Genomic DNA, 25,933 nt, shown 5'->3' on the forward strand with positions numbered 1-25,933 from the left:
CCCCGCCCGATGGGCGGGGCCGCGGTCTGCCGTAAGGGCCGGCAGGCCTCAGCCGGCTTCCTTGACCTGCGCCGGGGTCGGCGCGGTGCCGCCGAGGTGGGCCGGCAGCCACCAGGAGTCCTCCGCGCCCTTGGGCTTGGCCGGGTAGGCGCTCTGGGCGGCTTCCAGCAGCTCCTGTACCCGCTCGCGCACCCGGCGGGTGATGGCCCCGGCGTACTGGTCGGTGGGCGCCTCCAGCGGCTCGCCCACCCGCATCGTCACGGGGATGTGGCTGCGCTTGAGGTCCTTGGGGCGGCCCTTGGTCCACATCCGCTGTGTTCCCCACAGTGCCACCGGGATCAGCGGGACACCGGCTTCCTGGGCCATGCGCGCCGCACCGGACTTGAAGCTCTTGAGCGTGAAGGACTGGGAGATCGTCGCTTCCGGGAACACGCCGATGATCTCGCCGGAACGCAGCGAGTCGAGCGCGTGCTGGTATGCGGTCTCACCCTGGGCGCGGTCCACCGGGATGTGCTTCATCGCGCGCATCAGCGGACCGGACACCTTGTGCCGGAACACCGATTCCTTGGCCATGAAGCGGACGAGCCGCTTCTGCGGGCGCGCGGTCAGCCCGGCGAAGATGAAGTCGAGGTAGCCGATGTGGTTCGACACCAGAACCGCCCCGCCCTTGCGCGGGATGTTCTCGGTGCCCTTCATGTCGATACGGACGTCGAGCGCACGGAAGAGGGCGTGCGCTGCACCGATAACCGGGGGGTAGACGAGCTCAGCCATGGTGGGGAGACCCCGCTTTCTGCCTGGAGGTGCTCCCGGCCGGAAGTTACGGCAGCGTAGGTACGCGGCCATGGGGATCGTGCCCCATACGAGAGCCGCAGGCCAGCCCAGACGCCCGCGCCCGGCGAGATTCTCGTCACGCCGGGAATGCGGCGCGCCCGCGGGGCGCTCCGATCAGCGTACGACCGTACCGGGATGATGGAGAGTGCCCGTACGGGTCAGGCGACGGCGGAGACGGGGACGCGGGTGCGCGCAGGCGAGCGGGACGAGAGTGCGGGCGAAGGCCGGCTGGGCATCGCCGAACTGGGCGTCGAGCCGGGGGAGCGGGCCACGCTCGTGCAGTTCTCCAGCGCCTTCTGCCAGCCCTGCCGGGCCACCCGGCGCATCCTGGACGAGGTCGCGGCCCTGGTCGCGGGCGTCCGGCACATCGAGATCGACGCCGAGAAGAACCTGGACCTCGTGCGGGCCCTCGGCATCGAGAAGACCCCGACGGTACTGGTCCTGGACGCGGCGGGCCGGATCGTGCGGCGCGCCGCCGGAATGCCGCGCAAGGCGGACGTGATCGCCGCCCTGGGCGCCGCGGTATGACGCGGGCGCGGACCCCGGCGGGCGCGGGCGGCGGCGTCCGGTGAGCCGGTACACACATCCGTACGCAGCGTGACGCGTCCTACATCTACCCGTGGAGGCTTGACTGTGTACACGAGAGATCGCCAGGCTTGCGATATGCGGTATGAACTCCTGCTTTACGGACGGGGCACCTCCTGATGACGGCTCCGACGGCTCCGACGGTTCCGTCCCCACGGACCGGCGCCGGCCTGCCCGGCTCGCCCGCGCTGCTGCGCTCGGTGTTCCGCCGGCATGCCGCGGGCGTCGCCGTGATCACCGCCGAGAGCGGCGGCCGGCCGGTGGGTTTCACCGCGACCTCCCTCAACTCCGTCTCGGCGGACCCCCCGCTCCTGTCGTTCACCATCGGCACCGGGTCCTCCAGCTGGCCCGCGATACGGGACTCCGAGCACCTCGGGGTCCACATACTCGGCGAGCGGCAGGGGGAGCTGGCGGGCCTGTTCGCCCGCAACGGGGCCGACCGTTTCGGGCCGGCCACCGACTGGGCGCCGGGCCCGCACGGGGTTCCGGTGCTGGGCGGCGTCCTGGCCTGGCTGGTGTGCCGGGTCGTGGCGCGGGTTCCGGCCGGCGAGCACCGGGTGATCATCGCGGAGGCGGTCGCCGGGGACCCGGTGGGCGACCCCGCGGGGGATCCGGGCGGTGAGGGCCGCCCGCTGCTGTACCACCAGGGGCGCTTCAACGCGTTGAGGGACTGAATCGTCCCTGCTGGGGCCCGTTTCCCCGGCGTTGGCCAGATCACAGTTCACCGGCCTTGCAACCTGACGGAACCCGCTGTGTACTGACGAGTAACATTCCTGAACGGGGCGCGGGCCGCCCCGGCGGGAACGGCCCGAGATGGCGCCTATGCTGCCTGAACAAGGCGGTACCAGAAATGTCGATGCGGTAGGAGAGCCGGCGTGAGCCTGAGGATCGTTGTCTGTGTGAAGTACGTGCCCGACGCCACTGGCGACCGGCAGTTCACCGAAGACCTGACCGTCAACCGTGACGACGTCGACGGCCTGCTGTCGGAGCTCGACGAGTACGCCGTCGAGCAGGCGCTGCAGATCGCCGACGAGGCCGACGACGCGGAGATCACCGTCCTGACGGTGGGCCCCGAGGACGCGAAGGACGCGCTGCGCAAGGCGCTGTCGATGGGTGCCGACAAGGCCATCCACGTCGAGGACGACGACCTGCACGGCAGCGACGTCATGGCCACCTCGCTGGTGCTCGCCAAGGCGATCGAGAAGGCCGGCTACGACCTGGTCGTCACGGGCATGGCCTCGACCGACGGCACCATGGGCGTCCTCCCGGCGATCCTGGCCGAGCGCCTGGGCATCCCGCAGGTCACCCTGCTCTCCGAGGTCAAGGTCGAGGACGGTGTCGTCACCGGCCGCCGCGACGGCGACTCGGCGAGCGAGCAGCTGGAGGCCTCCCTCCCCGCGCTCGTCTCGGTGACGGACCAGTCGGGCGAGGCCCGCTACCCGTCCTTCAAGGGCATCATGGCCGCCAAGAAGAAGCCGGTGGAGTCCTGGGACCTGGAGGAGCTGGAGATCGAGTCCGACGAGGTCGGCCTCGAGGGCTCCTGGACCGCGGTCGACTCCGCGACCCAGCGTCCGGCCCGCACCGCCGGCACGATCGTCAAGGACGAGGGTGAGGGTGGCAAGTCGCTGGCCGCCTTCCTTGCGGAGCAGAAGTTCATTTAAGAACTGTCTGGCCCGGCCGGAAGCTCATCCAGAGCTTCGGTCACCTCTCGATACCCCCTGACTACTTCGCATTCGCAGGAGCATCCCCATGGCTGAAGTCCTCGTCTACGTCGACCACGTCGACGGCGCCGTCCGCAAGCCCACCCTCGAACTGCTGACGCTGGCCCGCCGCATCGGCGAGCCCGTCGCCGTCGCCCTCGGCGCCGGTGCCGAGGCCACCGCCGCCGTGCTCGCCGAGCACGGTGCCGTCAAGGTCCTCACCGCCGACGCCCCGGAGTTCTCCGACTACCTCGTCGTACCGAAGGTGGACGCGCTCCAGGCCGCGTACGACGCTGTGTCCCCGGCCGCCGTGCTCGTTCCCTCCTCCGCCGAGGGCAAGGAGATCGCCGCCCGCCTGGCGGTCCGCATCGGCTCCGGCATCATCACCGACGCCACCGACCTGGAGGCGGGTGACGAGGGCCCCGTCGCGACGCAGGCCGCGTTCGCCGCGTCCTTCAGCGTCAAGTCCCGCGTCTCCAAGGGCACCCCGGTCATCACCGTGAAGCCGAACTCGGCCCCGGTCGAGGCCGCTCCGGCCGCCGGCGCCGTCGAGGCGCTCGCCGTCACCTTCGGCGCCCTGGCCACCGGCACCAAGGTCACCTCCCGCACCCCGCGCGAGTCGACCGGCCGCCCCGAGCTGACCGAGGCCGCGATCGTGGTCTCCGGCGGCCGCGGCGTCAACGGTGCCGAGAACTTCCACATCATCGAGGCCCTCGCGGACTCCCTCGGTGCGGCCGTCGGCGCCTCTCGCGCCGCCGTGGACGCCGGCTGGTACCCGCACTCCAACCAGGTCGGCCAGACCGGCAAGTCGGTCTCCCCGCAGCTGTACATCGCCTCCGGCATCTCGGGCGCGATCCAGCACCGGGCCGGCATGCAGACCTCCAAGACGATCGTCGCGATCAACAAGGACGCCGAGGCTCCGATCTTCGACCTCGTCGACTACGGCGTGGTCGGCGACCTCTTCGCGGTCGTCCCCCAGCTGACCGACGAGATCAAGGCGCGCAAGGGCTAAAACCCTGCCGCAGGCGCTGACCTGCGGGTAAGTGGTCTCCGGGGCCGTGTGGTGTTTCTCACCGCACGGCCCCGAGTCGTTTGTCCAGGACGGCGGAGGGACCATTGACTGAGCGGAACCCCGTGACTAAATTCTGTAATGCGGATCTAAGATTCCGTGAAGCGGAAAAGAGGAGAGTGCACGATGGGTCAGCAGGAGAAGGTGGCGACGAGCCTCGCAGGCGCGGTCAGCGAGGGCATCAGCGCTTCCCTCAAGCCGGTGGACGCGGAACTCGCGCGCCACTACCCGGGCGACCCCGGCACCCGTCAGCCCATCCACACGGTCTACGTGCCCGGTGACGTCTTCGCGGCGGACACCATCCGCACCTGGGGCGACCAGGCCCTCGCGGCCCTGGACGAGCACGCCCCGGACGCCGCCACCTTCGCCAAGGTACTCGGCATCTCCGACGAGCTGGCCGTACCGGTCTACGACCGCGTCCGCGCCAAGCTCGCCTCCGAGCCCATCGAGGACCTCCGCGTCGACTTCGAGGACGGCTTCGGCGTCCGCTCCGACGAGGAGGAGGACCAGGCCGCGGCCCGCGCCGCCCGCCTCGTCGCCGAAGCCTTCTCCAACGGCACGAACGCCCCGTACATGGGCATCCGGATGAAGTGCATGGAGTCCAACGTCCGCGACCGCGGCATCCGGACCACCGACATCTTCCTCTCCGGCCTGCTCGCGCACGGCGGCCTGCCCGAGGGTCTGGTCCTGACCCTGCCCAAGGTCACCTACCCCGAGCAGGTCACGGCCTTCGTGCAGCTCCTGGAGGCCTTCGAGACCGCCCGCGGCCTGCGCCCGGGCCGGATCGGCTTCGAGATCCAGATCGAGACCAGCCAGTCCATCCTCGCCTCCGACGGCACCGCCGCGGTCGCCCGGATGATCGAGGCATCGAAGGGCCGCGCCACCGGCCTGCACTACGGCACCTTCGACTACAGCGCCTGCGTCGGCGTCTCCGCCGCGTACCAGTCGAGCGACCACCCCGCCGCCGACCACGCCAAGGCGATCATGCAGGTCGCGGCCGCCGGCACCGGCGTGCGCGTCTCCGACGGCTCGACCAACGTCCTGCCGATCGGCACCACCGAGCACGTCCACGAGGCCTGGAAGCTGCACTACGGCCTCACCCGCCGCGCCCTGGCCCGTGCCTACTACCAGGGCTGGGACATGCACCCGGCGCACCTGCCGACCCGCTACGCGGCCGTCTTCGTCTTCTACCGCGAGGGCCTCGAGACGGCCGCCGCGCGCCTGAAGGCGTATGTCGCCAAGATCGAGGGCGACGTCATGGACGAGCCCGCCACCGCGAAGGCCCTGGCCGGCTACCTGGTCCGCGGCCTGGACTGCGGCGCCGTCGGCGCCGACGAGGTCACCGCCCTGACGGGCCTGACCCGTGCGGAGCTCGACGCCTTCGCCATCCCGCGCCGCTCGGCGACGCTGACGGCCACCGCCTGAGGCGGGTAGCACCCCGTACGAGGCCCGGCCGGTCTGCCCCCGGCCGGGCCTCGTACGGCTTTTCGAGGCCCGGCTCCGGATCACCAGGGCCGGGCCGTCCGCGTGTGCGGGGCCGGCAGGAGCCAACAGCGCAGGGTGCCGTCGTCCCCGGAGGTGGCCAGCAGGCTCGAGTCGGGGGAGAAGGTGACACCGCGCACGGCTCCGCTGTGACCGGTCAGCGGCAAGCCGGTGATGGCCTCACCCGTGGCAGCGTCCCAGAGCTGCACGGTGCCGTGCGCACCCGCGCTGGCCAGCCGGTTCCCCTGCGGGGAGAACACCAGGTCGTGCACGGGTCCGGCGTGCCCGGCGAGACGACGGAAGAGGGGGGCGGGGGCACTCACGTCCCACAGCAGGATGTGCCCGTCGGCGTCGCCGGTCGCCAGGAGACGGCCGTCCGTGGAGAAGGCCATGGCGCAGACGGTGCTCGAGTCGGCCTCCAGCGCGAGAACGGACCCTGCCGGGGCGGCCGGATCCCACAGCACCACCCGCTCGCCCACGGCGGCGGCCAGCACGCCCCCGATCGGAGCGGCGGCGAGGGCGAACACGTCCGACACCCCGTCCGGAACGTGTGAGGCGGCCCTCCGATCGTCGGACCAGTCCAGGATCAGTACCCGCCCCTCCGCCCCGATCACGGCCGCCTGCCGGGCAGCGGCGCGGAACGCGACGTGCTGCACCAGGGACACGGGACGGCTGGGCGGCCCGGCCGGGGACCACAGCCTGGCCGGCCCGCCGTCGGAGGGGAAGTCCAGTCCCCAGGGGGCCATGCCGGTCGGCGCGGGCAGGGACCCGGGCAGCTGGACGCGTGCCGCGGGGTCCCAGGTGAGGATCCGACCGTCCTTGGTGCGGACCAGGAGGCGGGTGCCGTCTGGGGAGAAGGCCAGCCTGCGCAGAGCAACTCCGCTCTCCGCCGACAGGGCAGGCAGAGCCACGGCCTGATGCGTGCGCAAGGCGGACGCGAGCGCTCGTGCCGCGAGCGGCGCCGAAGGCGAGGGTGCCACGTACGGCTCGCCGTGGTAGACCACGAGGGTGTCGGCCTCGCCGCAAACGGCGAGCATGCGGCCGTCAGGGGACACGGCCAGCCGGTCGAACGGACCCTTGTGCCCCGCCAGGGGCGGGCCCAGAAGGGCGCCGGTAGATGGGTCCCACAGGCGTACGGTGCCGTGGTCGTTCATCGTGGCCAGCAGGCGGCCGTCCAGGGAGAAGGCCACGGTGTCCCCAAGGCCGGCCGCTTCGGGCAGTTCGTACGAGACGGCGCCGGTCGCGGTGTCCCACAGCAAGGTCTCTCCCCCGACGGTCGTGGCCAGCAGGGCGCCGTCGGCGGAGAACGCGGCTCCGATGGCGGTCTCAGTAACCTTCTCGAGGAGGGGCTTGCCGATGCTCGCATCGGTCGTCAGATCCCATAGGCGTAGCGTGTGTTTGGTCCTGAGCACGCCCAGGATGCCGCCGTCGGAGCGGCAGAAGATCGCCTTGATCTCGCCGATGAGAGGCGGTCCGGCGGGCTCTCCGGTCGTCGTGTCCCACCGGTGGACGGCATCCTCGTCGGCCGTGACCAGTGTCAGGCCGTCGGCCGCGAAGGCGACCAGGTCGATGCAGCTGTCGTGGCCGAGTAGAGGCGGACCCACCCGTTCAAATGTCTCGGTATCCCACAGGGTGACCGTGCCGTCGTCGTCTCCGACGGCCAGGAGGCGGCCGCTGGGGGAGAACGCCATCGCGAAGGAAACTCCTCCGCCTTCGAGCAGGCCGACGGGGACTCCAAGGACGGGATCCCACAGTTGGACCACTGCGTGCTCCTCGTTCATCCCGGCGACGGCGAGGACCCGGCCGTCGGGCGAGAACGCCGCACACCAGTTGTTGTCCGCCCAGGTGGTGAGCAGGTGGGCTACGGCGAAGCAGGTCCCGCCGACAGGAGCGCGTGAACGCTCCTGAAGGGGGGCTTGCTTCGTCGTGAGGGGTCCGGGTGCCGACGGGCGCCGGACCGGATCCAGAGCGGCCAGCTCGCGCCAGCGGCGGCGCCAGGGTTCCAGCTCGGGGGAGTTGTGGGGCGGGACGGGCCGCTCCTGCCCGAACTCGTCGTACGAGTGGAGGATCCGGACCAGGCCCATGAGGCGGTCCAGGCCCGGAAGGCGGTCCCCGCGGAACGCGTCGCTCTGGGTGGACACGGGAAGCCGGATGCCGGTCTGGGACTTCGCCGCACGCGCGGCCAGTTCGCGGTAGGACGGCTTGCCCCGGTCGAGCCGCAGTCGGCGCAAGTCCGCCGCGAACGACTCCAGTTCTTCGCTGAATGCACGCACGCTGTCCATCACCGCACAGGTTAGGGCCGTGCCGGGCGCTCCGCCGGACAATCCCGAACAGTGCCGGTCGGCGCCGGTCAGCGCTGGTGTCCGGCGGTGTCCGGAGGTGGTCCGGGTCGTTCGATCCGGGCGGCGCCCGGGCGCGAAGGGCGGTGCAATCGGGGCATGACCACACCTTCGGACACCGAGCCGCCCTTCCTGACCCTGCACGCCGCAGTCGTGCTCCTCGGCGCCTTGTTCGCCGGCCTCGTCACCGGCTCGCTGAGCTACCTCGGCGGCGTGCACCCCGCCCTGTCCGCCCTTGCCGGGCTCACCACCGCCGGCGGGGCCGTGCCCGGGCTGCGGTCGCTCATTCGGTGACCGGCGGGATCTCGCCCGAGCCGCGGGGGATCAGGCGGGTGGGGAGCTCGATGCGGGCCGGGGGGAGGTCCGCGCCCGCCAGGCGCTGGAAGAGGCGGTCGGTGGCCACGCGGCCCAGGGCCGCGGCGTCCTGGGCGATCACCGTGATCCCGGGGTTCAGCAGGTCGGCGAGTTCGAAGTCGTCGAAGCCGACCAGGGCCACCGGGCGGGGCAGGGACGCCAGGACGCGTACGGCCGTGACCGTCACGCGGTTGTTCCCGGCGAAGAGCGCCGTCACCGGCTCCCGGCCGGACAGCATCGACCGGGCGGCGGCCGAGACGCGCTCCGGGGCCGTCGTGCCGAGGGAGACCCACGCGCCGTCGACCGGCAGGCCGGCGTCCGCCATGGCCGCGCGGTAGCCCCGCAGCCGCTCGGTCGCGGTGTGGATGTGCGGGTGGTCGCCGATGAAGCCGATCCGGCGGTGGCCGCCCGCGATCAGGTGGGCCACCCCGTCCCGGGCGCCGCCGAAGCTGTCGGACAGTACGACGTCCGCGTCGATCCGGCCCGCCGGGCGGTCCACGAACACCGTGGCCACCCCGGCCCTGATCTCCGGCTCCAGATAGCGGTGGTCGTTCCCGGCCGGGATCACCACGAGTCCGTCCACCCGTCGGGCGCACAGCGCGAGCGCCAACTCCCGTTCGCGCTCCGGGTCCTCGTCGCTGGAGCCGTTGATGAGCAGGGCGCCGTGGGCGCGGGCCACCTCTTCCACGGCCCGGTTGAGCGGTCCGTAGAAGGGGTCGGAGAGGTCCTCCAGGACCAGGCCCACGGTCGCGGTGCGGCCCTTGCGCAGGACCCGCGCGCTGTCGTTGCGGCGGAAACCGAGCGCGTCGATGGCCTCCTGGACCCGCTGCTCGGTGTCCGGGGTGACCCCCGGCTCCCCGTTGACCACGCGTGACACCGTTTTGAGGCCCACGCCGGCCCGGGCCGCCACGTCCTTCATCGTCGGCCGGTTGCCGTAGCGGGGCTCGGGCGGGCGGCGGGTGTGGGGCACGGTGTCGGACCTCCGGAGGGGCGGGCGCTGTGGCTGTGCGGGCCCGACGCTGCGGCAGGCCCCTGACCTTGAGGATAAGCACTCGGCGGGACGCCGGGGTTTCCGTGGCAGGGTGGTGCGGGCAAGCCACTGGGGGCATCGGGAGAGGGGTAGACGTGATTGTCTGGATCAACGGCACCTTCGGCGCCGGGAAGAGCAGCACAGCGCGCGAGCTGACCGGCCTCCTGCCGGAGAGCACCTTGTTCGACCCGGAGTTCATCGGTGACGCGCTGCGCGTGCTGCTGCCGCGCAAACGCCTCGCGGAGGTGTCCGACTATCAGGACCTGCCGAGTTGGCGGCGGCTCGTCGTGGACACGGCCGCGGCGATGCTGGCGGAGCTGGGCGGGGTGCTGGTGGTCCCGATGACGCTGCTGCGGCAGGAGTACCGCGACGAGATCTTCGGCGGGCTCGCGGCGCGCAGGATCGCGGTGCGGCACGTGCTGCTCGCGCCGGAGGAAACGATCCTTCGCGAGCGGATCGCGACCCGGGAGGAGCCCGGCGCGGCGGCGGACGTGGACCTGAGGGTGCGGAAGTGGGCCTACGACCACATCCCGGCCTACCAGCACGCGCTGGGCTGGCTCGCGGCCGACGCCCACGTCATCGACAACGGGACCCTGACCGTCCGGGAGACCGCCGAGCGCATCGCCGACGCCGTGCGCACCGACACGGCCCGGGTCTGCGACATCGTGCAGACCCCGCAGCCGACGCGCGAGACGGTGGCGGCAGGGGTACTGCTCTTCGACGACGCGGACCGGGTGCTCCTGGTCGACCCGACGTACAAGCCGGGGTGGGAGTTCCCCGGCGGGGTGGTCGAGGCCGGGGAGGCCCCGGCGTGCGCGGGGGTACGGGAGGTCGAGGAGGAACTCGGCCTCGTACTGGAGCGCCTCCCGGAGCTCCTGGTCGTGGACTGGGAGCCGCCGGGCCCTCCGGCGGGCTATGGCGGCCTGCGGCTGCTGTTCGACGGCGGCCGGCTGTCGGCGGCGCAGACCGGGCGGCTGCGGCTGCCCGGGCCGGAGCTGCGGGCCTGGCGGTTCGTGACGGAGGAGGAAGCGGCGGACCTGCTGCCGCAGGTGCGGTACGAGAGGCTCCGTTGGGCCCTGCGGGCCCGCGAACGGGGCCGGGCGGCGTACTTGGAGGCGGGGCGGGCCGTTCCGTAGCCGGGCGGCCGGGCGGAAGGGCGGCCGGGCGGCCGGGCGGTCAGGCGCCGCGGCGGCGCGGCCGGGGGCCGGAGCCGGGGGTCGGATGCCGGAGGCAGCGGGCCGGGGACGGCACCCCGGCCCGCTGCCCGGATCAGGCCGTCGGGTCAGCTGCCGCTCGCGCCGCCGCCAGGAGGGTGGCCGCGGTGTCCGAGACCAGGGGGTCGCCGTGGCCGAAGCAGGCCACCGAAGGGGCCAGTGCGGCGAGGCGGAGCATCGAATCGACGGCCAGGGCACGGTCCACGTTGAACACGCCGAGCATCACCCGGCCGACACCGGCGACGCAGTCGCCGGTGAACAGCACGCCGTGCTCCGGGAGATGGATGCCGATGCTGCCCGGGGTGTGACCCGGAGCGTGGACGACGACCGCACCGTCGCCGAAGGGGAGTACCTCGCCGTCCTTCAACTCCCGGTCCACCGGGGTCGGCGGTGCCTGCGGAACCGTCAGGCCGTGTGCGTACAACGGGAGTTCCCAGTCCAGCAGGACCGGTTCCGGGACCGGCTGCTCACCCCGGATCACCGGTGCGTCGAGCGCGTGCGCCAGCACCTCCGCGCCCCGGCGGGCGGCGAGTTCGCCCGCCGCGCCGACGTGGTCGCGGTGGCAGTGCGTCAGGACGATCCGCTCCAGCCGCTCCGGCGCCAGCCCGAGGGAGCGTATCGCCCCTTCGATCGCGTCCGCCGAACCGGCGTGACCCGCGTCGATCAGGGTCAGGGCGTCACCGTCGCGCCAGAGGTAGGCCTGGCCGATGGGGTAGCGGAGCATGTGCAGGCGACCGGGGACGACTTCTACGAGATCCATCACCCGAACGTACGCGGACGAACCACGCCCCCGGCCGAGATTGCGCCGGTAGCGTGGTTCGCCCGTGGCGGATCCACGGGGATCCGCCCGCGACACCGTCAGGCGCGCTTGGACTCCGCGTAGTTGACGAGGAACAGCGCCTCGGTGACCGACAGGCGCTCCAACTCCTCCGGGGAGACGCTCTCGTTCACCGCGTGGATCTGCGCCTCCGGCTCGCTCAGGCCGATGAGCAGCATCTCCGCGTCCGGGTAGAGCTCCGTCAGCGTGTTGCACAGGGGGATCGAGCCGCCCATGCCGCTGATCTGCATCTCCTGGCCCGGGTAGGCCGCCTTCATGGCCTGCGCCATCGAGGCGTATGCGGGACTGTCCGTGTCCGCCTGGAACGGCTGTCCCTGGCCGACGACTTCGAGCTCCAGACGCGCCTTCCAGGGGGTGTGCGCCACCAGGTGCGCCTCCAGCAGCTTGATCGCCTGCACCGTGTCCACACCCGGCGGCACCCGCAGGCTCACCAGCGCGCCCGCGCTCGCGTGAACCGAGGGGGTGGCACCGACCAGCGGCGGGGAGTCGATGGCCAGCACCGTGACGGCCGGCCGGGACCAGAGCCGGTCCGCGATCGTGCCCTCGCCGATCAGCTCGACCCCGTCGAGCACCTTCGCGTCGGAACGGAAGTCGGCCTCCGGGTACTGGAGCCCCTCCCACACCGCGTCCGAGGCCAGCCCGTCCACCGTGGTCGAACCGTCCGGCGCGCGCAGCGAGGCCAGCAGCTGGATCAGGGCGGCCATCGCGTCGGGGGCGGCCCCGCCGAACATCCCGGAGTGCAGGTTGCCGCCCAGGGTGTCGATCTTGATCTTCAGCAGGCACATGCCGCGCAGGGTCGCGGTGACCGTCGGCAGGCCCGTGCGGAAGTTGCCCGCATCGCCGATCACGACGGCGTCGGAGGCCAGCAGTTCGGGGTGGGCCGTCGCGTACTGCTGGAGACCCCCGGTGCCCTGCTCCTCCGACCCCTCGACGATCACCTTCACGTTCACCGGCACACCGCCGTTGGCCTTGAGGGCGCGCAGCGCGAGCAGGTGCATGATGAACCCGCCCTTGCAGTCGGCGGCGCCGCGGCCGTACCAGCGGCCGTTCCGCTCGGTCAGCTCGAAGGCGGGGGAGATCCAGGCCGCGTCGTCCAGCGGGGGCTGCACGTCGTAGTGCGCGTACAGCAGGACGGTCGGCGAGTCCGCCGGGCCGGGCAGGAATCCGTACACCGACTGGGTGCCGTCGGGGGTGTCGAGCAGCGCGACGTCCTGGAAGCCCTCGGCGCGCAGCGCGTCGGCGACCCACTTCGCGGCGGCCCGGCTCTCGCTCTGGGGGAACTGGGCCCAGTCCGCCACCGACTGGAAAGCCACCAGCTCGGACAGCTCCTGCTTGGCGCGGGGCATCAGCGAGGCGACGGTCTCGGCGATCGGATGAGACGGCATGGGCACGCTCCTCTTGGGTGCGACGTTGGTGTACGTGTACGGGTTACGTAGACGTGTCCCGCATGCGCGGGGTGTGCGTACGCGGGCTACGGCAAAAGACTCTTCCGATCCTCGCACAACGAGGCAGTCGATCTCGCGCCGTAGGATTTCCCCGGCATCGGAGCAATGGCATGAACCGCATGATCAGGAGCAGCAGCACATCGTGAGCAGCGACGAGAGCGACAGCGGCGACGTAGGCGACGCGCAGGCAGGGCAGGCCGCTCAGGGGGCGGACGCGCAGACGGCCGGGGGGACCGGCGAGGTGTGGGACGTGGTCGTGGTCGGGGCCGGGCCGGCCGGGTCCTCGGCCGCGCACGCGGCGGCCGCCGCGGGACGGCGCGTTCTGCTGTTGGAGAAGGCGGAACTGCCCCGGTACAAGACCTGTGGCGGAGGCATCATCGGCCCCTCGCGCGATGCGCTGCCGCCGGGTTTCGTACTGCCCTTCAAGGACCGTGTCCACGCGGTCACCTTCTCGCTGGACGGGAAGTTCGCCCGGACCCGGCGTTCGAAGCAGATGCTGTTCGGGCTGATCAACCGCCCCGAGTTCGACGCGGCGCTGGTGGCCGAGGCGGAGAAGGCCGGCGCCACGGTCCGTACGGGTACGGCCGTCGCGCGGGTGGAACAGCACGGGGCGTCCGTGCCCGACCGGCGGACCGTCGCCGTGATCCTCGCCGACGGCGAGACGGTGCTGGCCCGGGCCGTGGTCGGCGCGGACGGCAGCGCGAGCCGGATCGGCGCGCACGTCGGCGTCGAGATGGACCAGGTCGACCTCGGCCTGGAAGCGGAGATCCCCGTCCCCGAGACGGTCGCCGCGGACTGGAAGGGCCGGGTCCTCATCGACTGGGGCCCGCTGCCCGGCAGTTACGGCTGGGTCTTCCCCAAGGGCGACACGCTCACCGTGGGGGTCATCTCGGCCAAGGGAGAAGGGGCCGCGACCAAGCGGTACCTGGAGGACTTCATCGCCCGGCTGGGCCTGTCGGGCTTCGAACCGGCACTCTCCTCCGGGCATTTGACCCGCTGCCGCAAGCCCGGATCGCCGCTTTCGCGCGGGCGGGTCCTGGTCGCGGGCGACGCGGCCGGCCTGCTGGAGCCGTGGACCCGGGAGGGCATCTCCTTCGCGCTGCGCTCGGGGCGGCTCGCCGGTGAGTGGGCCGTGAAGATCTCCGAGGCCCAGGACGCCGTGGACGCGCGCCGCCAGGCCCTCAACTACGCCTTCGCCGTCAAGGCCGGGCTGGGCGTGGAGATGGGTGTCGGCAGGCGGATGCTGGAACTCTTCGAGGCCAAGCCGGGCCTGCTGCACGCGGCGATCACCGGCTTCCGGCCGGCCTGGCTGGCCTTCGCCCGGATCGCCCGGGGCTCGCTGACGCTGGCCGAGATGGTGCGTACGTACCCGCTGGCGCGCAAGGCGCTGCACGTGCTCGACGCACGGCAGGCGCGGAGCCGGGGCGGGGCCGGCGAGGCCGGCGCCGAGGCCGGCGTTGAGGTGGGGTCCGGGTCCGGGGAGCAGGACGGAGCCCAGGGAGGGGTCAAGGGCTGATCCCGGGTTCGGGCCCTGGTCCGGGGCTGGGGCTGGGGGCTGGGTCCTGGGCCGAAGTCGCCGTCCCCGGTGGGGGGAACGGTGGCGTCGAAGTGCGGAGTGTGGCGGTCTTGCCGGAGGTATCGGCGAGGCCGCCGCCGCGTTTCGCGGCCGGGTGGGCGGCCGGTCAGGAGGTGACCGTGATGCGGAAGACCGGGTGGTCGGGGGCGGCGGCCCGGAGCTCGGACTCGGAGGACTTCGCGGTGACCCCGTCGAAGAACCGGTTGACCTCCCAGCCCCACTTCTTCAGGTATCCGCGCAGGACGACGGCCTGCTCGGCGGGGTCGGTGAGCTCGGTGACGGTGAACGTGTGCACGGTGCGGCCCAGGCGGAGCTCGCCGCCGCCCGCGGCGCGCATGTTGCGGACCCACTGGGAGTGGCCGCGGGCGGAGACCAGGTACCGGGTGCCGTCCTGGTGGTACGGGTTCACCGGGATCCGCTGCATCGTGCCGGAGGTGCGGCCGCGCACCGACAGCTCGGCGGTTCCGGCCAGGCTCATGCCGAGGCGGGCCAGCTTGCCGACGAGGGCGTTGAAGAGGATGTCGAGCCGGCCGGCCTTGACGTAGTACGGCTTGGGCGCGTTCATGCTGGCCTCCGAGGAGTTTGGGAGAGCACTGCTCTCGCTTGAGAACAGTGTGCACGGATCGGCGCTCCAAAACAAGAGCAGTGCTCTCGAAATGGATCGGTGCTCGCGTTATTGGGCAGTGCTCTGCCTGCGTGGCACACTGACCTCCATGAGCACCGTGCGAGGGGCCAGGGAACGAGCCCGCATCGAAGTCACCGCCGCCATCAAGGACGAGGCGCGCCGCGCACTCGCGGCCGAGGGCGCCGCCAAGCTCTCGCTGCGCGCCGTCGCCCGCGAGCTGGGCATGGTCTCCTCCGCCCTCTACCGCTACTTCCCCAGCCGCGACGAGCTCCTCACCGCCCTCATCGTCGACGCCTACAACAGCGTCGGCGCCGCCGCCGAGGGCGCCGACGCCCGCTCGCTGGCCGCCGGCGGCACCCCCCGCGCCCGCTGGGCCGCGGTCTGTGAGTCCGTCCGTGCGTGGGCGCTGGAGCACCCGCACGAGTACGCCCTCATCTACGGCTCGCCCGTCCCCGGCTACACCGCCCCCCTCGACACCATCGGCCCCGCCTCCCGCGTGGGCAACACCCTCATCGGCATCGTCCGCGCCGCCTACGAGGGCCGTGGCATCTCCCTCCCGCCACTCCCCGACGAGCTGCGCCCCGAGGCCGCCCGCATGGCCGCGGACTTCGCCGAAGGCCTGCCCCCCGAGGCCGCCGCGGCCCTGGTCGCCGCCTGGGCGCAGCTCGTCGGGCTGATCTCCTTCGAACTGTTCGGCCAGTTCGACCGGGTCGTCGAGGAGCGCGCCGCCTTCTTCGCGCACGCCGCCGGACAGCTGGCGCACGGGGTCGGGCTGCCCGCCGTCTAGGCCGGGCCGTACGGGCGGGGCCGGGGAAGGTTCGCTTGTCAGTTCCTCCTACTGAAGGTGCGGAATCGGCCCTGGTGTGCGCGGCGGCCCGTCTAGTGTTCCTCGGGCCGGGCTCCCGTCCCGGTTGCCGTCCCCGGCGCCCGGCCATCGCCACGGCGCCGCCCCGCCGTCGCCCTGCCGTCGCCCCGAGGAGCAGCCATGACCCGCGCCGCGAAGGCCGTTTACGCCGTCCTGGCCACCCTCTTACTCGCCGCGCCGGCGCCGGCCGTCACCGCGTCGGCGAGCTCGGAGCCGGGCCGCTCCCAGGCCCGGGACCGTACCCCGGCCCTCGCCCCGGCGCCGACCCCCGAGGTGAGACCGACCCCCCGGGCGGCCGGTGTGCGGGGCCTTGAGATAGCCGTCCCGGCCTACGTCTGGGCCAACGACCCGATGCTCGTCGATCTCACCGCCACCAGCCCGGCCGCCTCGGTGGTGGTCCTCAATCCGGGCAACGGCGATTCTCCGTTCGACGCCCCCTGGCGGGCCCGCGCCGATGTCCTGCGCACCGGCACCACCGCCACCGGCGAGAAGACCAAGGTGCTCGGCTACGTCCACACCGACCACGGCAACCGTGACATCGCCGAGGTCAAGGCCTCCGTGGACAACTACCTGAAGACCCCCGACGGCCGGCTCCACGTGGACGGCATCTTCTTCGACGTGGTCAGCCGCGACTGCGGCCCGGCCAACGCCGTCCGCGACCACTACGCGGAGCTCCGCACGTACGTGCAGGACACCATGGAAGCCATCGCCCCCGGCGCGCCGGACCTGGTCGTCAACAACCCCGGTACGGCCATCGCCGACTGCTTCCTGGAGCCCGGCCACCGCACCGCCGACGTCTTCGTCACCTTCGAGGACACGTACGCCGCCTACACGGGCGCCGGCTGGCTCGGCGGCAACGTCTTCGACGCACTCACCGGCTACCGCTCCGGCGCCGAACTCGACCCGAGCGGCACCGCGTTCTGGCACCTTGTCCACGACGTCCCCGACGCCCCGGCGATGCGCGCGACGCTCCGCACGGCCTTCGAACGCGGCGCGGGCTACGCCTATGCGACCAGTGCGGAGATGCCGAACCCCTGGGACGCCCAGCCCGGCTGGAAGTACCGAGCCCAGACCTCGTACGCCTCGACCCTGGGCTGAGCCGGTCTCCGACCGCCCGGCGGCGGTGATCTCGACGGTAGGGCCGTCGGGGGCCGTCAATTCCTGTTCAGCGTACGGGATATGCCGGCGACGACGGCCGTGGTGAGGATCCAGCCGATGGTGATCAGCACGTATGCCAGCCACTGTGCCGACCCCGTCCAGTGCCAGGCGCTGCGCTGGCCGAAGTCGCCGATGGGGAAGAGCAGGTCGAGGGTGTAGACGAACGGATTGAACGGGGCGCCCTCGCCGGACTTCGTCTGGACCGGCGAGCGGGCGCTGAACGCGAGGCTGCCGAGCAGCCACAGCGTGGCCATCCACAAGGCGGACAGCCAGGGCCGGTAGCCGTAGCCGACGGCGGCGTCGAGCAGGTATCCCCACACCCGTCCGGGCGGGTTCAGGGTGCGGCGGCGGTGGCGCTGCTTCTCCAGCAGCACCCTCCGGGCGTCGTCGTCGTGGCCGGCCTGTCGGTAGCAGGCGGCGAGCTGCTCGTACGGCTGCGGGGCATAGCCGGGGCTGCGGCGGATCCACGCCAGGCGGTGGGCCACGTCCTCGTGCAGGAAGGTCCCGTCGGAGCTCAGGGAGTCGTAGACGAACCCGTCCAGCCGCACCACCCTCGGCCAGCTCCGCCTGCGGTCGTGCAGAACGGTCGCCCTCGCACCCTGGAGGTCCACCGCTCCCGCAGGCTCCGCGGCAAGGCCGAAGTCGAAGGTTCCCACCTGCATCCCGACCCCGAACAGCGCCGTGTCACGGCCGGCGAGGGTCGCGCCTTCAAGGGTCAGCAGGTCTGATATCCGGGCACCCCGCAGCCGCAGGGTTCCCACCGCGCTGAATCCCTCGGACAGCTCCACCACGGTGGCCGTCACGTTGTCCGCGAGCAGCGCCATGCCGCCGGGGCTCTCCAGGCGTGCGCCCCGCATGAACAGGCCTCCGGGCAATTGCGCGCCCGGCAGCCGCACCCCGCCCCGCGCGGTGAAGCCCTGGCAGAAGACGCCGCCTCCCATGATCAGGCCTCCCGCGAACACCGCCCACTGTCCGGGCGCCGATATCAGGGCCCCGTTCAGGACCAGCTCGCCGGCCGCGTGAGCGTTGATGAGTGAAAGGCGGCCCGTTTCCATCACGGAACCGTTCAGGTCGAGATGGCCCTCGATGCGGGCCAGTCCGGCGTCCACGCCGGGGACCCGGCTGTTCGTGATCCGGACCGTCCGCGTAGAGGCCGCGTAGAGGCTGACCGTCTGTTCCAACCGGCATGCCTTCAGCCACAGCAGGTGGTTGATCTCCGCACCGGCCAAGTCGAGCCGGCCGGTGATCAGCGCTCCGGCGAGGCGCAAGGAAGCGACACTGCTCGACGGCTCCGTGTTGCCGCCCAGCAGAAGGGCGGCCAGGACCTCCGCACGGACCGTGCGCTCGGGCCCCCAGCGCTCTCCTCTTGCGGGATCGTCGTCCTCAGGCGTCCCGGTGCTCAGATCCACCCACCGACCTGTGGGGAAGGAATCCCACAAGGTGCGCTCGGCCACCGTCAGTTCGTCGTAGTTCAGCACCGCCACAGGCTACGAGTGCTGCACGGCTGCCGCATGCGAGCACAAGGAACCGAGGCCTGAGCCGTCTCTTTCGGGTCTGGCCCGGCAGGCAAGATCCGAAGGACACGGCCGAGGGGTCAGATTCCGGCCGTGTCCACCCAGAGCCGGGCCAGTTCGGCGTCGCCCGTCACGCCCGGTCCGGTGAGCGGCTGCCGGTTCCACAGAGCCGAGTAGAGCCAGGAGGCCTCGCCCGTCAGCGTGCAGTCGGCCTCCTCGCCGTCCGCATCCCCGCGCACCGTGCGCGCCGGCTCCTGGGACAGGTGTACGGTCCACACCGCGCCCGTGTCGGAGGCCCGTACCCGCATCACCCGCGGCTCCGCCGTCCGTACCCGGCTCTGCGGCCGCGCGTGGAAGCCGGTCAGCAGCTCGTCCACCCCGTCCTGCGCGAAGCCGGGATCCACGGCCCCGAAGGGCACGCCCAGCGCGGCTTCCGCGTCCATCCGGTGCACGGTGGTCTCGTGCGCCTGGCGCCGCGCCCAGAAGGCCAGCGGCGAAGGCGGGGCGGTGGGCAGGAAGGTCCAGCACCGGGCGTCGGCCGAGGTCCCGGTCAGCGTCCGCACCAGCGTCGCGTGGCCCTCGCGGAACCAGGCCAGCAGTTGCGCGCCCACCAGCTCCGGAGCCTCCGGGAACGGCGCCCGCTCGGTCAGGCCCTGCGCCACGTACCCGGTGGCCCAGCGGTGCACGGAGCCGGTGTGGCGCAGCAGATCGGCGACCCGCCACTGCGGACACGTGGGCACCAAGGCGTCCGTACCGGCCCGTTCGGCTGCGTCGGCGAGCTGCTCGCCCTCGCGGGCCACGGTCTTCACAAAGCTGATGATCTCCATGCCGGGAGTCTCGCAGCCGCCGCGGGGACGCACAACGAAGGATGATGGAGGTCAGGGAGGCGGTGGAGCGCGTCGCGGAGGAGTGCGTGGAGGAGACGGTGGAGGCCATGGAGCACCCGGGGGGCGAGCTCTTCCCGCGCGAGCGCACCGAGATCGTGCCCGGCGCCGTGCACGTGCCGGACTGGCTGGGGCCCGGGCGGCAGCGGGAGTTGGTGGAGGCCTGCCGGGGATGGGCCCGGCCGCCCGCCGGGCTGCGGACGGTGCGCACACCGGGCGGCGGGACGATGACCGCCCGGCAGGTGTGCCTGGGGCTGCACTGGTACCCGTACGGTTACGCGCCCACGGCCGTCGACGGGGACGGCACGCCGGTCAAGGCGATGCCCGACTGGCTCGCGCTGCTGGGGCGCAGCGCCGTGGCCGCCGCGTACGGGCAGGCCCCGGATCCGGACGTCGCCTACGACATCGCCCTGGTCAACTTCTACGGGGGCGACTCCCGCATGGGCATGCACCGGGACGCCGAGGAGCGCTCGCAAGCCCCCGTGGTCTCGCTGAGCCTGGGTGATTCCTGCCTCTTCCGCTTCGGCAACACCGCCTCGCGCGGGCGTCCGTATCGGGACCTTGAGCTGCGCAGCGGGGATCTGTTCGTCTTCGGCGGGCCGGTCCGACGGGCCTTTCACGGGGTGCCGAAAGTCCTGCCCGGCACCGCCCCGCCGGGCCTCGGGCTGGCCGGGCGGCTGAACATCACGCTGCGGGTCGGCGGGCTCGGCTAGCGGGCGGCGTCCTCGAGGCTCCGATCATGCGAGGATCGCTGTCATGAACGGCAACGGGGCCCCGCGGCGGGTGGGGGATGTGACCACGGTGTCCGCTGGGACGGACGGGACCGAAGGCGCCGGCGGCACGGCCGAGGGGTCCGACGGGACGGGAGCGTCCGTCGCCCCGACGGCTTCCGGGGCGTCCGCGGCCGCGGCGCCGGCGATGCCCCCGGCATCGGCATCGGCTTCGGGCTCGGCGTCCGCCTCCGCTTCGGGCTCGGCGTCCGCCGCCGGCTCCGCGCGGACCAAGCTGGAGCGGGGCCGTGGCGCACTCGGCCCGGCGCTTGAGCTCGTCCACACCGGCCGGGCCCCGACCCGCGCGGTTCTGACGGCCGAGCTCGGTGTCACCCGAGCCACCGCCGGAGCCGTCGCCGCAGAGCTGGAGGCGCTCGGCCTGATCCGCGTGGACTCCCGCCCCGGCGGGGCCGGCGGAACCCAGGGCCGCCCCTCGCACCGGCTCTCCGTGGACGAGAACGGCCCGGTGGCCCTGGCGGCGCAGGTGCACTCGGACGGGTTCCGGGCTGCCCTGGTCGGCCTCGGCGGCCGGATCGTCGCCACCGCTCCCGGACGGGTGCCCGTGTCGGCCGACCCCGCGCAGGTGCTCGGCGCGGTCGTCGAAGCCGGGGCCGCGCTGCTCGCGCAGACCGGCCGGCGCTGCATCGGGGCAGGCCTCGCGGTGCCCTCGGCGGTCGCGGAGCCGGAGGGGACGGCCCTGAACCCGCTGCACCTGGCCTGGCCGGCAGGTTCCCCCGTACGGGCCATCTTCGCCGACTGCGTGAAGGAGGCCGGGATCGACGGCCCGGCACTGACCGGCAACGACGTGAACCTCGCCGCGCTCGCCGAGCACCGCCACGGCGCCGGCCGCAGCGCGCAGCACCTGCTGTGCGTGGCCACCGGGCACCGCGGGGTCGGCGGGGCGCTGGTCCTGGACGGCCGCCTGCACAGCGGGAGTTCGGGCCTGGCCCTGGAGGTCGGCCACCTCACCGTGAACCCGGAGGGGCGCCCCTGTCACTGCGGCAGCCGCGGCTGCCTCGACGTGGAGGCCGACCCGCTGGCCTTCCTCACCGCCGCCGGGCGCACCCCGGGCCCCGAGGTGTCCCTGCTCCAGCAGGCCCGCGACCTGCTGCGCGAGGAGTCCGCGGACCCCGGGGTGCGGGCGGCCACCGAGGAGCTCATCGACCGGCTCGGCCTGGGCCTCGCGGGCCTGGTCAACATCCTGAATCCGGACCGGATCATCCTGGGCGGACTCCACCGCGAGCTGCTCTACGCCGACCCCGAGCGGCTGCGCGCGGTGGTCGCGGACCGCAGCCTGTGGGGGCGCAGCGGCGGCGTGCCGATCCTGCCGTGCACGCTCGACCACAACAGCCTGGTCGGCGCCGCCGAGCTGGCATGGCAGCCGGTGCTCGACGACCCCCTCGGGACCCTGGGCACGGCGGCCTGAGCGTTCGACGGCCCCTCCGGGCGGCTGCGGCGGCCGGAGGCTACCCGGGCCGGGCGCCGACCGTGGCGGACACCGACAGGCGGGCGGAGACCGGCTCGGGGGGTGCGGCGACGGGCGGGGCCGGCGCGGGGTCCCGTACGGTCATGCCGGCGTGCGGCACCGGCTTCTCGGCCGGGAGCACCGGGTGGGCTTCCGGTGCGGCGGGGCCGGGGGCGGCGCGCAGGGAGAACCACACCACCTTGCCCGCGCGGTCGTCCTGCTGACGGGCCCCCCACGCCTCGCTGAGCGCCTCCACGAGCGCGAGCCCGCGTCCGGAGGTCTCCAGGGCGTCGACGGCGGCGATGCCCGCCGGGCGGGTGGCCCCGGAAGCCTCGGCGGCCCGGGAGTCCCGGAGCATGGGGAGGCGGGGGTCGCTGTCGTAGACGGAGACGGTCAGCCGGCCGAGACGGAGCTCGATCTCGACGGTGCACGTCTTGTCCGGCTGCGCATGGCGGTGGACGTTGCTGAGCAGCTCCGTCACGCCGAGCGCGGCCCGGTCTATGAGCGGATCGAGCTGCCAGTGGCGCAGTTGCGCCGAAACGATTCGGCGGATCTGTCCGATCCGCAAGGGCAGGGCCTGCAGTTCGACGACGCAGTGCCTGCGGGAATGACTGATCACGGCTGCGACTCCCCGACATCAGTGTTACGGGTGCTGCACCCTCGGTGACGCCTCCCCAGGGTCACCCACTGTGGGCCGGTGTGCAACCGAACGCGATCGAAAGCGATCCGCATGGATACCCAAAGTGACTGTTTGTGCAGGTGAGGGGGGTACATTGCGAAAGCGGGCAGCGAACGGCGAAGAGGCGCCGGGCCGACCGAGCGCTCGAGGACATCGGGACATTCAGGGCATACGAAGGAGCACGGCGCATGAGCACCACCGGTACGACCGCCACGACCACCGACGTCGACCGCAGCGACGCGGACTACCGCGCATGGCTGAAAGAGGCTGTCCGCAAGGTGCAGGCCGACGCGAACCGTTCCGCCGACACGCACCTGCTGCGCTTCCCGCTCCCGGAGGCCTGGGGCATCGACCTCTACCTCAAGGACGAGTCCACCCACCCGACGGGGTCCCTCAAGCACCGCCTCGCCCGCTCCCTGTTCCTCTACGCGCTCTGCAACGGCTGGATCCGCCCCGGGCGCCCCGTCATCGAGGCCTCGTCCGGTTCCACCGCCGTCTCGGAGGCCTACTTCGCCAAGCTGATCGGCGTCCCGTTCATCGCCGTCATGCCGCGTACGACGAGCCCCGAGAAGTGCCGGCTCATCGAGTTCCACGGGGGTGAGTGCCACTTCGTCGACGACTCGATGAAGATGTACGAGGAGTCGGCCGAGCTCGCCGCCCGCACCGGCGGCCACTACATGGACCAGTTCACGTACGCGGAGCGGGCGACGGACTGGCGCGGCAACAACAACATCGCCGAATCGATGTACCAGCAGCTGCGGTTGGAGCGTTACCCCGAGCCCGCCTGGATCGTGGCCACGGCCGGCACCGGCGGCACCTCCGCGACGATCGCCCGCTACGTGCACTACATGCAGCACGACACCCGCATCTGCGTCCCGGACCCGGAGAACTCCTGTTTCTTCGAAGGCTGGACTCAGGGCGACCCGCACGCGACCAGCGACTGCGGCTCGCGCATCGAGGGCATCGGCCGGCCCCGGATGGAGCCGAGCTTCGTGCCCGGGGCCATCGACCGGATGATGAGGGTCCCGGACGCCGCGAGCGTCGCGGCGTGCCGCGCGCTGGAGCGGGTGATCGGCCGCAAGGCGGGCGGTTCCACCGGTACCGGCGTGTGGAGCGCACTGAAGATCATCTCGGAGATGGTGGCGGAGGGGCGCACGGGCAGCGTGGTGACCCTGCTCTGCGACGGGGGCGAGCGCTACCTGGACAAGTACTACTCCGACGCGTGGCTGGCGGAGCAGGGGCTCGACATCGCGCCGTACGCACGGACGCTCGACACCATGCTGGCGACCGGTGTGTGGAGCGAGCCCATCGCCTGATGAATCGTTTTCCCTGGCCGGGGACGGGGGCGCTGGCTACGCTGTGCGGACTTTGGACGTGGGGCGGGCGGGGCAGGGCAGGGTGGGGAGCGATGGCGGAGAACGCGGGTAACGGCGGCGGCGGTTCCGGGAGCGGCAGCGGTGCGGGCGGTGAAGGCGCGCGCGGGGGCGGTCCGCCGGCCTGTCCCCGGTGCGGCCGGGAGGACCAGGTGCTCGGCGTGTCGGCCGCGTACCTGCGGTCCAAGGCCGCGATGCGGGTGGAGCGCGGTGGCGGCGAGGACGACAGCGTCACGACCCGCGAGGAGAACTCGGCGCTGGCCAAGGCCCTCGCGGTCGCCCCCGAGGAGCCGGACAACGGCGCCGCGGGCTGCGTCGGGGTGCTGCTCCTCCTCGCCGCGGTCGGCGTCTTCGTCTGGGGGGCGATCGCGGGGAAGTGGTTCGAGGACGGCACGACCCCACGGCTCTACGGGACCGACGGCGGCGGCCCCTTCGCGGTCGACCAGCCCGCGACCTACCTGGCCTGGATCGGCGCGGCCCTACTGCTCCTGGGCATCCTCCTCCTCGCCCTGTCGGGCCGGTCCGTACGGACCTGGCGCCGCCGGACCGAACCGGGCCGGGTGGCCGCCGACCGCGTCTGGGCGGACGGCTGGTACTGCGGCCGCTGCGGCACTGTGCACTTCGCGGGCGAACGGGCCCTGACCCTGCAGGAGTTCCGGACCCGGGTCTGGTCGGCGGGCGGCTACGGGGACCTGGCGGTGCGGCACCCCGCGATCTGACCCGTGACGGGGCCGTGGCGACACAGCCTCATGGGGGAGGCGGGCCCCGTCCGGTTGCGGCACTCGTCTGTGCGGACTTCGGCCACAGCGGATTTTCGGGGGAATCACGGCAGGCATCGAGTACAACAGGCCCGTGTACCCGCCGGAGGGTACGGGGACCTGGCCGAAACACATCCCGCGGTCGAGCTTGTCATCGCCCGCCAACCCGACGTTTCCTACTGATCCGTACCGGTCCTCCGCGCCGCCAGCCGCAGGTCCAGCGCGCGGACGGCCGAGCGGAACGAGTGGCCGAGTCCCGGCCGGGCCGCGGTCAGGGCGAGGCGTACGGGGAGCGGGCCGTCCGCCGCGAAGGTCCACTGAACGTGGGTGCCGGAGCCGGAGGGAGTGAGGCGCCACTCCTCCAGCAGGGCCCGTATGCCGGGGGCGTTGGTCTCGTCGACCCGGTACGCGTAGCGCCGCTCCGGATCCGCGGCCATGATCGTCTCCTGGAACCGGACCCCGCCCGCGAGTTTGATCTCGCGCCCCGCGCCGCCGTGGGTGGGCCGGGCCAGGATCACGGCCCGGAACCAGCGCGGCCAGCCCTCGACCTCCTCGGCCAGCGCCCGGTACACGTCCTCGGGAGCCGCCGTGGTCCGGCCGGCGAAGACCAGGCGGGTGGGAGCGACCTCGATGAAGTCCAGTCCTACGGGGCGGAGTCGGCGGGCCATGGCGGCACTCCCTCGGTTCGGCGGACGGCCGGCGGCGGCCGGCGGGCTGTCACCCTAGCTGTCGCTCCGTCAGTTGTCCGCCGCGGAGCCGCCGGGCGCGGTGGCGAACCCGTTTCGCGGCCCCGGTCCCGGCGGGACAATGCCGTACATGCTTATCAGAGCAGCGCACATCGACGAACTGGCCCTCCTGCAGGACATCGAGCGGGCCGCCGGGGAATGCTTCCGGACCATCGGCATGCAGGAGATCGCCGACGACGAACCGCTTCCGCTGGAGGAACTCCGAGGCTACCGGCGGGCCGGCCTGGCCTGGGTCGCGGCCGAGGGCGCCGGGGCGGGGAACCCCGTCGGCTACCTCCTCGCCGACCGCGTCGACGGGAACCTCCACGTCGAGCAGGTGTCGGTGCACCCGGACCGTGCCCACCGGCGCATCGGACGGTCCCTGCTGGACCATCTCGCGGAGCGGGCCCGGGTGGAGGGCGCCCCCGCGCTCACCCTGACGACCTTCACCGACGTGCCGTGGAACGCCCCGTACTACGCCCGCTGCGGCTTCCGCACCCTGGACGAGGGCGGCCTCGGCCCCGGCCTGCGGGACATCCGCGACCGCGAGGCCGTGCACGGGCTCGCCCGCTGGCCCCGGGTGTGCATGCGCCGGGACCTGTGAGGGGCTCCGGTGGGCCTGTACCCGTACCCGTACCCGTAGCTGCACGTGCG

The 25,933-nt window shown here is 72.7% G+C and carries 25 protein-coding genes; 15 read left to right on the plus strand and 10 right to left on the minus strand.

Annotated features, from left to right (window positions below):
• Positions 1-48 precede the first annotated feature (48 nt).
• Positions 49-771, minus strand: a complete 723-nt coding sequence (locus ACFYM0_RS01255) for a lysophospholipid acyltransferase family protein (protein ID WP_388495389.1) — start codon at positions 769-771, stop codon at positions 49-51.
• Between the two features lie 195 nt (positions 772-966).
• Between ACFYM0_RS01255 and ACFYM0_RS01260 the strand changes: the two genes are divergently transcribed.
• The 5 genes from ACFYM0_RS01260 to ACFYM0_RS01280 all read left to right on the plus strand — a co-directional run bounded on the left by ACFYM0_RS01260 (position 967) and on the right by ACFYM0_RS01280 (position 5,610).
• A complete protein-coding gene (locus tag ACFYM0_RS01260) occupies positions 967-1,359 on the plus strand; it encodes a TlpA family protein disulfide reductase (protein WP_388495391.1) in 393 nt (130 codons plus the stop codon).
• 176 nt (positions 1,360-1,535) lie between these two features.
• Positions 1,536-2,090, plus strand: a complete 555-nt coding sequence (locus tag ACFYM0_RS01265; protein ID WP_388495393.1) for a flavin reductase family protein — start codon at positions 1,536-1,538, stop codon at positions 2,088-2,090.
• Between the two features lie 201 nt (positions 2,091-2,291).
• On the plus strand, positions 2,292-3,077 hold the full coding sequence (locus tag ACFYM0_RS01270; protein WP_388495395.1) for an electron transfer flavoprotein subunit beta/FixA family protein: 786 nt from the start codon (positions 2,292-2,294) through the stop codon (positions 3,075-3,077).
• Between the two features lie 88 nt (positions 3,078-3,165).
• Positions 3,166-4,128 carry an electron transfer flavoprotein subunit alpha/FixB family protein gene (locus ACFYM0_RS01275; RefSeq protein ID WP_327251353.1) on the plus strand — a complete coding sequence of 321 codons (963 nt, stop codon included), beginning with the start codon at positions 3,166-3,168 and terminating at the stop codon, positions 4,126-4,128.
• Positions 4,129-4,311: 183 nt separating this feature from the next.
• Entirely contained in the window at positions 4,312-5,610 is a 1,299-nt protein-coding gene (locus ACFYM0_RS01280) for a DUF6986 family protein (protein ID WP_250738901.1), read from the plus strand.
• A gap of 80 nt (positions 5,611-5,690) precedes the next feature.
• Here ACFYM0_RS01280 and ACFYM0_RS01285 read toward each other — a convergent pair whose 3' ends face one another.
• Positions 5,691-7,949: a PQQ-binding-like beta-propeller repeat protein gene (locus ACFYM0_RS01285; RefSeq protein WP_388495397.1), complete on the minus strand. Its 2,259-nt coding sequence runs from the start codon at positions 7,947-7,949 to the stop codon at positions 5,691-5,693.
• Between the two features lie 156 nt (positions 7,950-8,105).
• Here ACFYM0_RS01285 and ACFYM0_RS01290 point away from each other — a divergent pair, with 156 nt between their 5' ends.
• A complete protein-coding gene (locus ACFYM0_RS01290) occupies positions 8,106-8,300 on the plus strand; it encodes a hypothetical protein (protein ID WP_388495399.1) in 195 nt (64 codons plus the stop codon).
• On the opposite strand, the gene ACFYM0_RS01295 is transcribed toward ACFYM0_RS01290, so the two are convergent.
• A complete protein-coding gene (locus ACFYM0_RS01295) occupies positions 8,290-9,279 on the minus strand; it encodes a LacI family DNA-binding transcriptional regulator (RefSeq protein WP_388495828.1) in 990 nt (329 codons plus the stop codon). The two genes, ACFYM0_RS01290 and ACFYM0_RS01295, sit on opposite strands and share 11 nt — an antisense overlap.
• Positions 9,280-9,485: 206 nt before the next feature.
• On the opposite strand from ACFYM0_RS01295, the gene ACFYM0_RS01300 reads away from it, so the two are divergent.
• The gene (locus ACFYM0_RS01300) at positions 9,486-10,526 is read left to right on the plus strand and encodes an NUDIX domain-containing protein (protein WP_388495401.1); all 1,041 of its coding nucleotides are present in this window, start codon (positions 9,486-9,488) and stop codon (positions 10,524-10,526) included.
• Between the two features lie 133 nt (positions 10,527-10,659).
• Here the strand turns inward: ACFYM0_RS01300 and ACFYM0_RS01305 are convergent, their stop codons facing one another.
• Both ACFYM0_RS01305 and ACFYM0_RS01310 read right to left on the minus strand, forming a co-directional pair.
• Positions 10,660-11,364, minus strand: coding sequence for an MBL fold metallo-hydrolase (locus ACFYM0_RS01305; protein ID WP_388495403.1), 705 nt, complete (start codon positions 11,362-11,364; stop codon positions 10,660-10,662).
• Positions 11,365-11,462: 98 nt separating this feature from the next.
• On the minus strand, positions 11,463-12,827 hold the full coding sequence (locus ACFYM0_RS01310; RefSeq protein WP_388495404.1) for a dipeptidase: 1,365 nt from the start codon (positions 12,825-12,827) through the stop codon (positions 11,463-11,465).
• A gap of 301 nt (positions 12,828-13,128) precedes the next feature.
• On the opposite strand from ACFYM0_RS01310, the gene ACFYM0_RS01315 reads away from it, so the two are divergent.
• Positions 13,129-14,403 carry a geranylgeranyl reductase family protein gene (locus ACFYM0_RS01315; RefSeq protein ID WP_388495830.1) on the plus strand — a complete coding sequence of 425 codons (1,275 nt, stop codon included), beginning with the start codon at positions 13,129-13,131 and terminating at the stop codon, positions 14,401-14,403.
• Positions 14,404-14,569: 166 nt separating this feature from the next.
• Here the strand turns inward: ACFYM0_RS01315 and ACFYM0_RS01320 are convergent, their stop codons facing one another.
• Entirely contained in the window at positions 14,570-15,028 is a 459-nt protein-coding gene (locus ACFYM0_RS01320; protein WP_388495406.1) for a nitroreductase/quinone reductase family protein, read from the minus strand.
• 148 nt (positions 15,029-15,176) lie between these two features.
• Between ACFYM0_RS01320 and ACFYM0_RS01325 the strand changes: the two genes are divergently transcribed.
• On the plus strand, positions 15,177-15,875 hold the full coding sequence (locus ACFYM0_RS01325; protein WP_388495408.1) for a TetR/AcrR family transcriptional regulator: 699 nt from the start codon (positions 15,177-15,179) through the stop codon (positions 15,873-15,875).
• Between the two features lie 198 nt (positions 15,876-16,073).
• Positions 16,074-17,051 carry a spherulation-specific family 4 protein gene (locus ACFYM0_RS01330; RefSeq protein ID WP_388495409.1) on the plus strand — a complete coding sequence of 326 codons (978 nt, stop codon included), beginning with the start codon at positions 16,074-16,076 and terminating at the stop codon, positions 17,049-17,051.
• 56 nt (positions 17,052-17,107) lie between these two features.
• Here the strand turns inward: ACFYM0_RS01330 and ACFYM0_RS01335 are convergent, their stop codons facing one another.
• Positions 17,108-18,595, minus strand: coding sequence for an oxidoreductase (locus ACFYM0_RS01335; protein ID WP_388495411.1), 1,488 nt, complete (start codon positions 18,593-18,595; stop codon positions 17,108-17,110).
• A 110-nt stretch (positions 18,596-18,705) separates the two neighbouring features.
• A complete protein-coding gene (locus ACFYM0_RS01340; RefSeq protein WP_388495413.1) occupies positions 18,706-19,452 on the minus strand; it encodes a maleylpyruvate isomerase family mycothiol-dependent enzyme in 747 nt (248 codons plus the stop codon).
• A gap of 107 nt (positions 19,453-19,559) precedes the next feature.
• On the opposite strand from ACFYM0_RS01340, the gene ACFYM0_RS01345 reads away from it, so the two are divergent.
• A complete protein-coding gene (locus ACFYM0_RS01345) occupies positions 19,560-20,222 on the plus strand; it encodes an alpha-ketoglutarate-dependent dioxygenase AlkB family protein (protein ID WP_388495832.1) in 663 nt (220 codons plus the stop codon).
• Positions 20,223-20,265: 43 nt separating this feature from the next.
• Positions 20,266-21,705, plus strand: coding sequence for an ROK family protein (locus ACFYM0_RS01350; protein WP_388495415.1), 1,440 nt, complete (start codon positions 20,266-20,268; stop codon positions 21,703-21,705).
• 40 nt (positions 21,706-21,745) lie between these two features.
• On the opposite strand, the gene ACFYM0_RS01355 is transcribed toward ACFYM0_RS01350, so the two are convergent.
• Entirely contained in the window at positions 21,746-22,363 is a 618-nt protein-coding gene (locus tag ACFYM0_RS01355; RefSeq protein WP_388495416.1) for an ATP-binding protein, read from the minus strand.
• A 248-nt stretch (positions 22,364-22,611) separates the two neighbouring features.
• Here ACFYM0_RS01355 and ACFYM0_RS01360 point away from each other — a divergent pair, with 248 nt between their 5' ends.
• Both ACFYM0_RS01360 and ACFYM0_RS01365 read left to right on the plus strand, forming a co-directional pair.
• On the plus strand, positions 22,612-23,739 hold the full coding sequence (locus ACFYM0_RS01360) for a PLP-dependent cysteine synthase family protein (RefSeq protein ID WP_388495418.1): 1,128 nt from the start codon (positions 22,612-22,614) through the stop codon (positions 23,737-23,739).
• 92 nt (positions 23,740-23,831) lie between these two features.
• On the plus strand, positions 23,832-24,515 hold the full coding sequence (locus tag ACFYM0_RS01365; protein ID WP_388495419.1) for a hypothetical protein: 684 nt from the start codon (positions 23,832-23,834) through the stop codon (positions 24,513-24,515).
• A 215-nt stretch (positions 24,516-24,730) separates the two neighbouring features.
• On the opposite strand, the gene ACFYM0_RS01370 is transcribed toward ACFYM0_RS01365, so the two are convergent.
• A complete protein-coding gene (locus ACFYM0_RS01370; RefSeq protein WP_388495420.1) occupies positions 24,731-25,222 on the minus strand; it encodes an SRPBCC family protein in 492 nt (163 codons plus the stop codon).
• Between the two features lie 148 nt (positions 25,223-25,370).
• Here ACFYM0_RS01370 and ACFYM0_RS01375 point away from each other — a divergent pair, with 148 nt between their 5' ends.
• Positions 25,371-25,883 (plus strand): GNAT family N-acetyltransferase, encoded by a 513-nt coding sequence (locus ACFYM0_RS01375; RefSeq protein ID WP_388495421.1) that lies wholly within the window; start codon positions 25,371-25,373, stop codon positions 25,881-25,883.
• Positions 25,884-25,933 lie beyond the last annotated feature (50 nt).

Source organism: Streptomyces sp. NPDC006487 (assembly GCF_042870555.1).
Lineage (GTDB): Bacteria > Actinomycetota > Actinomycetes > Streptomycetales > Streptomycetaceae > Streptomyces.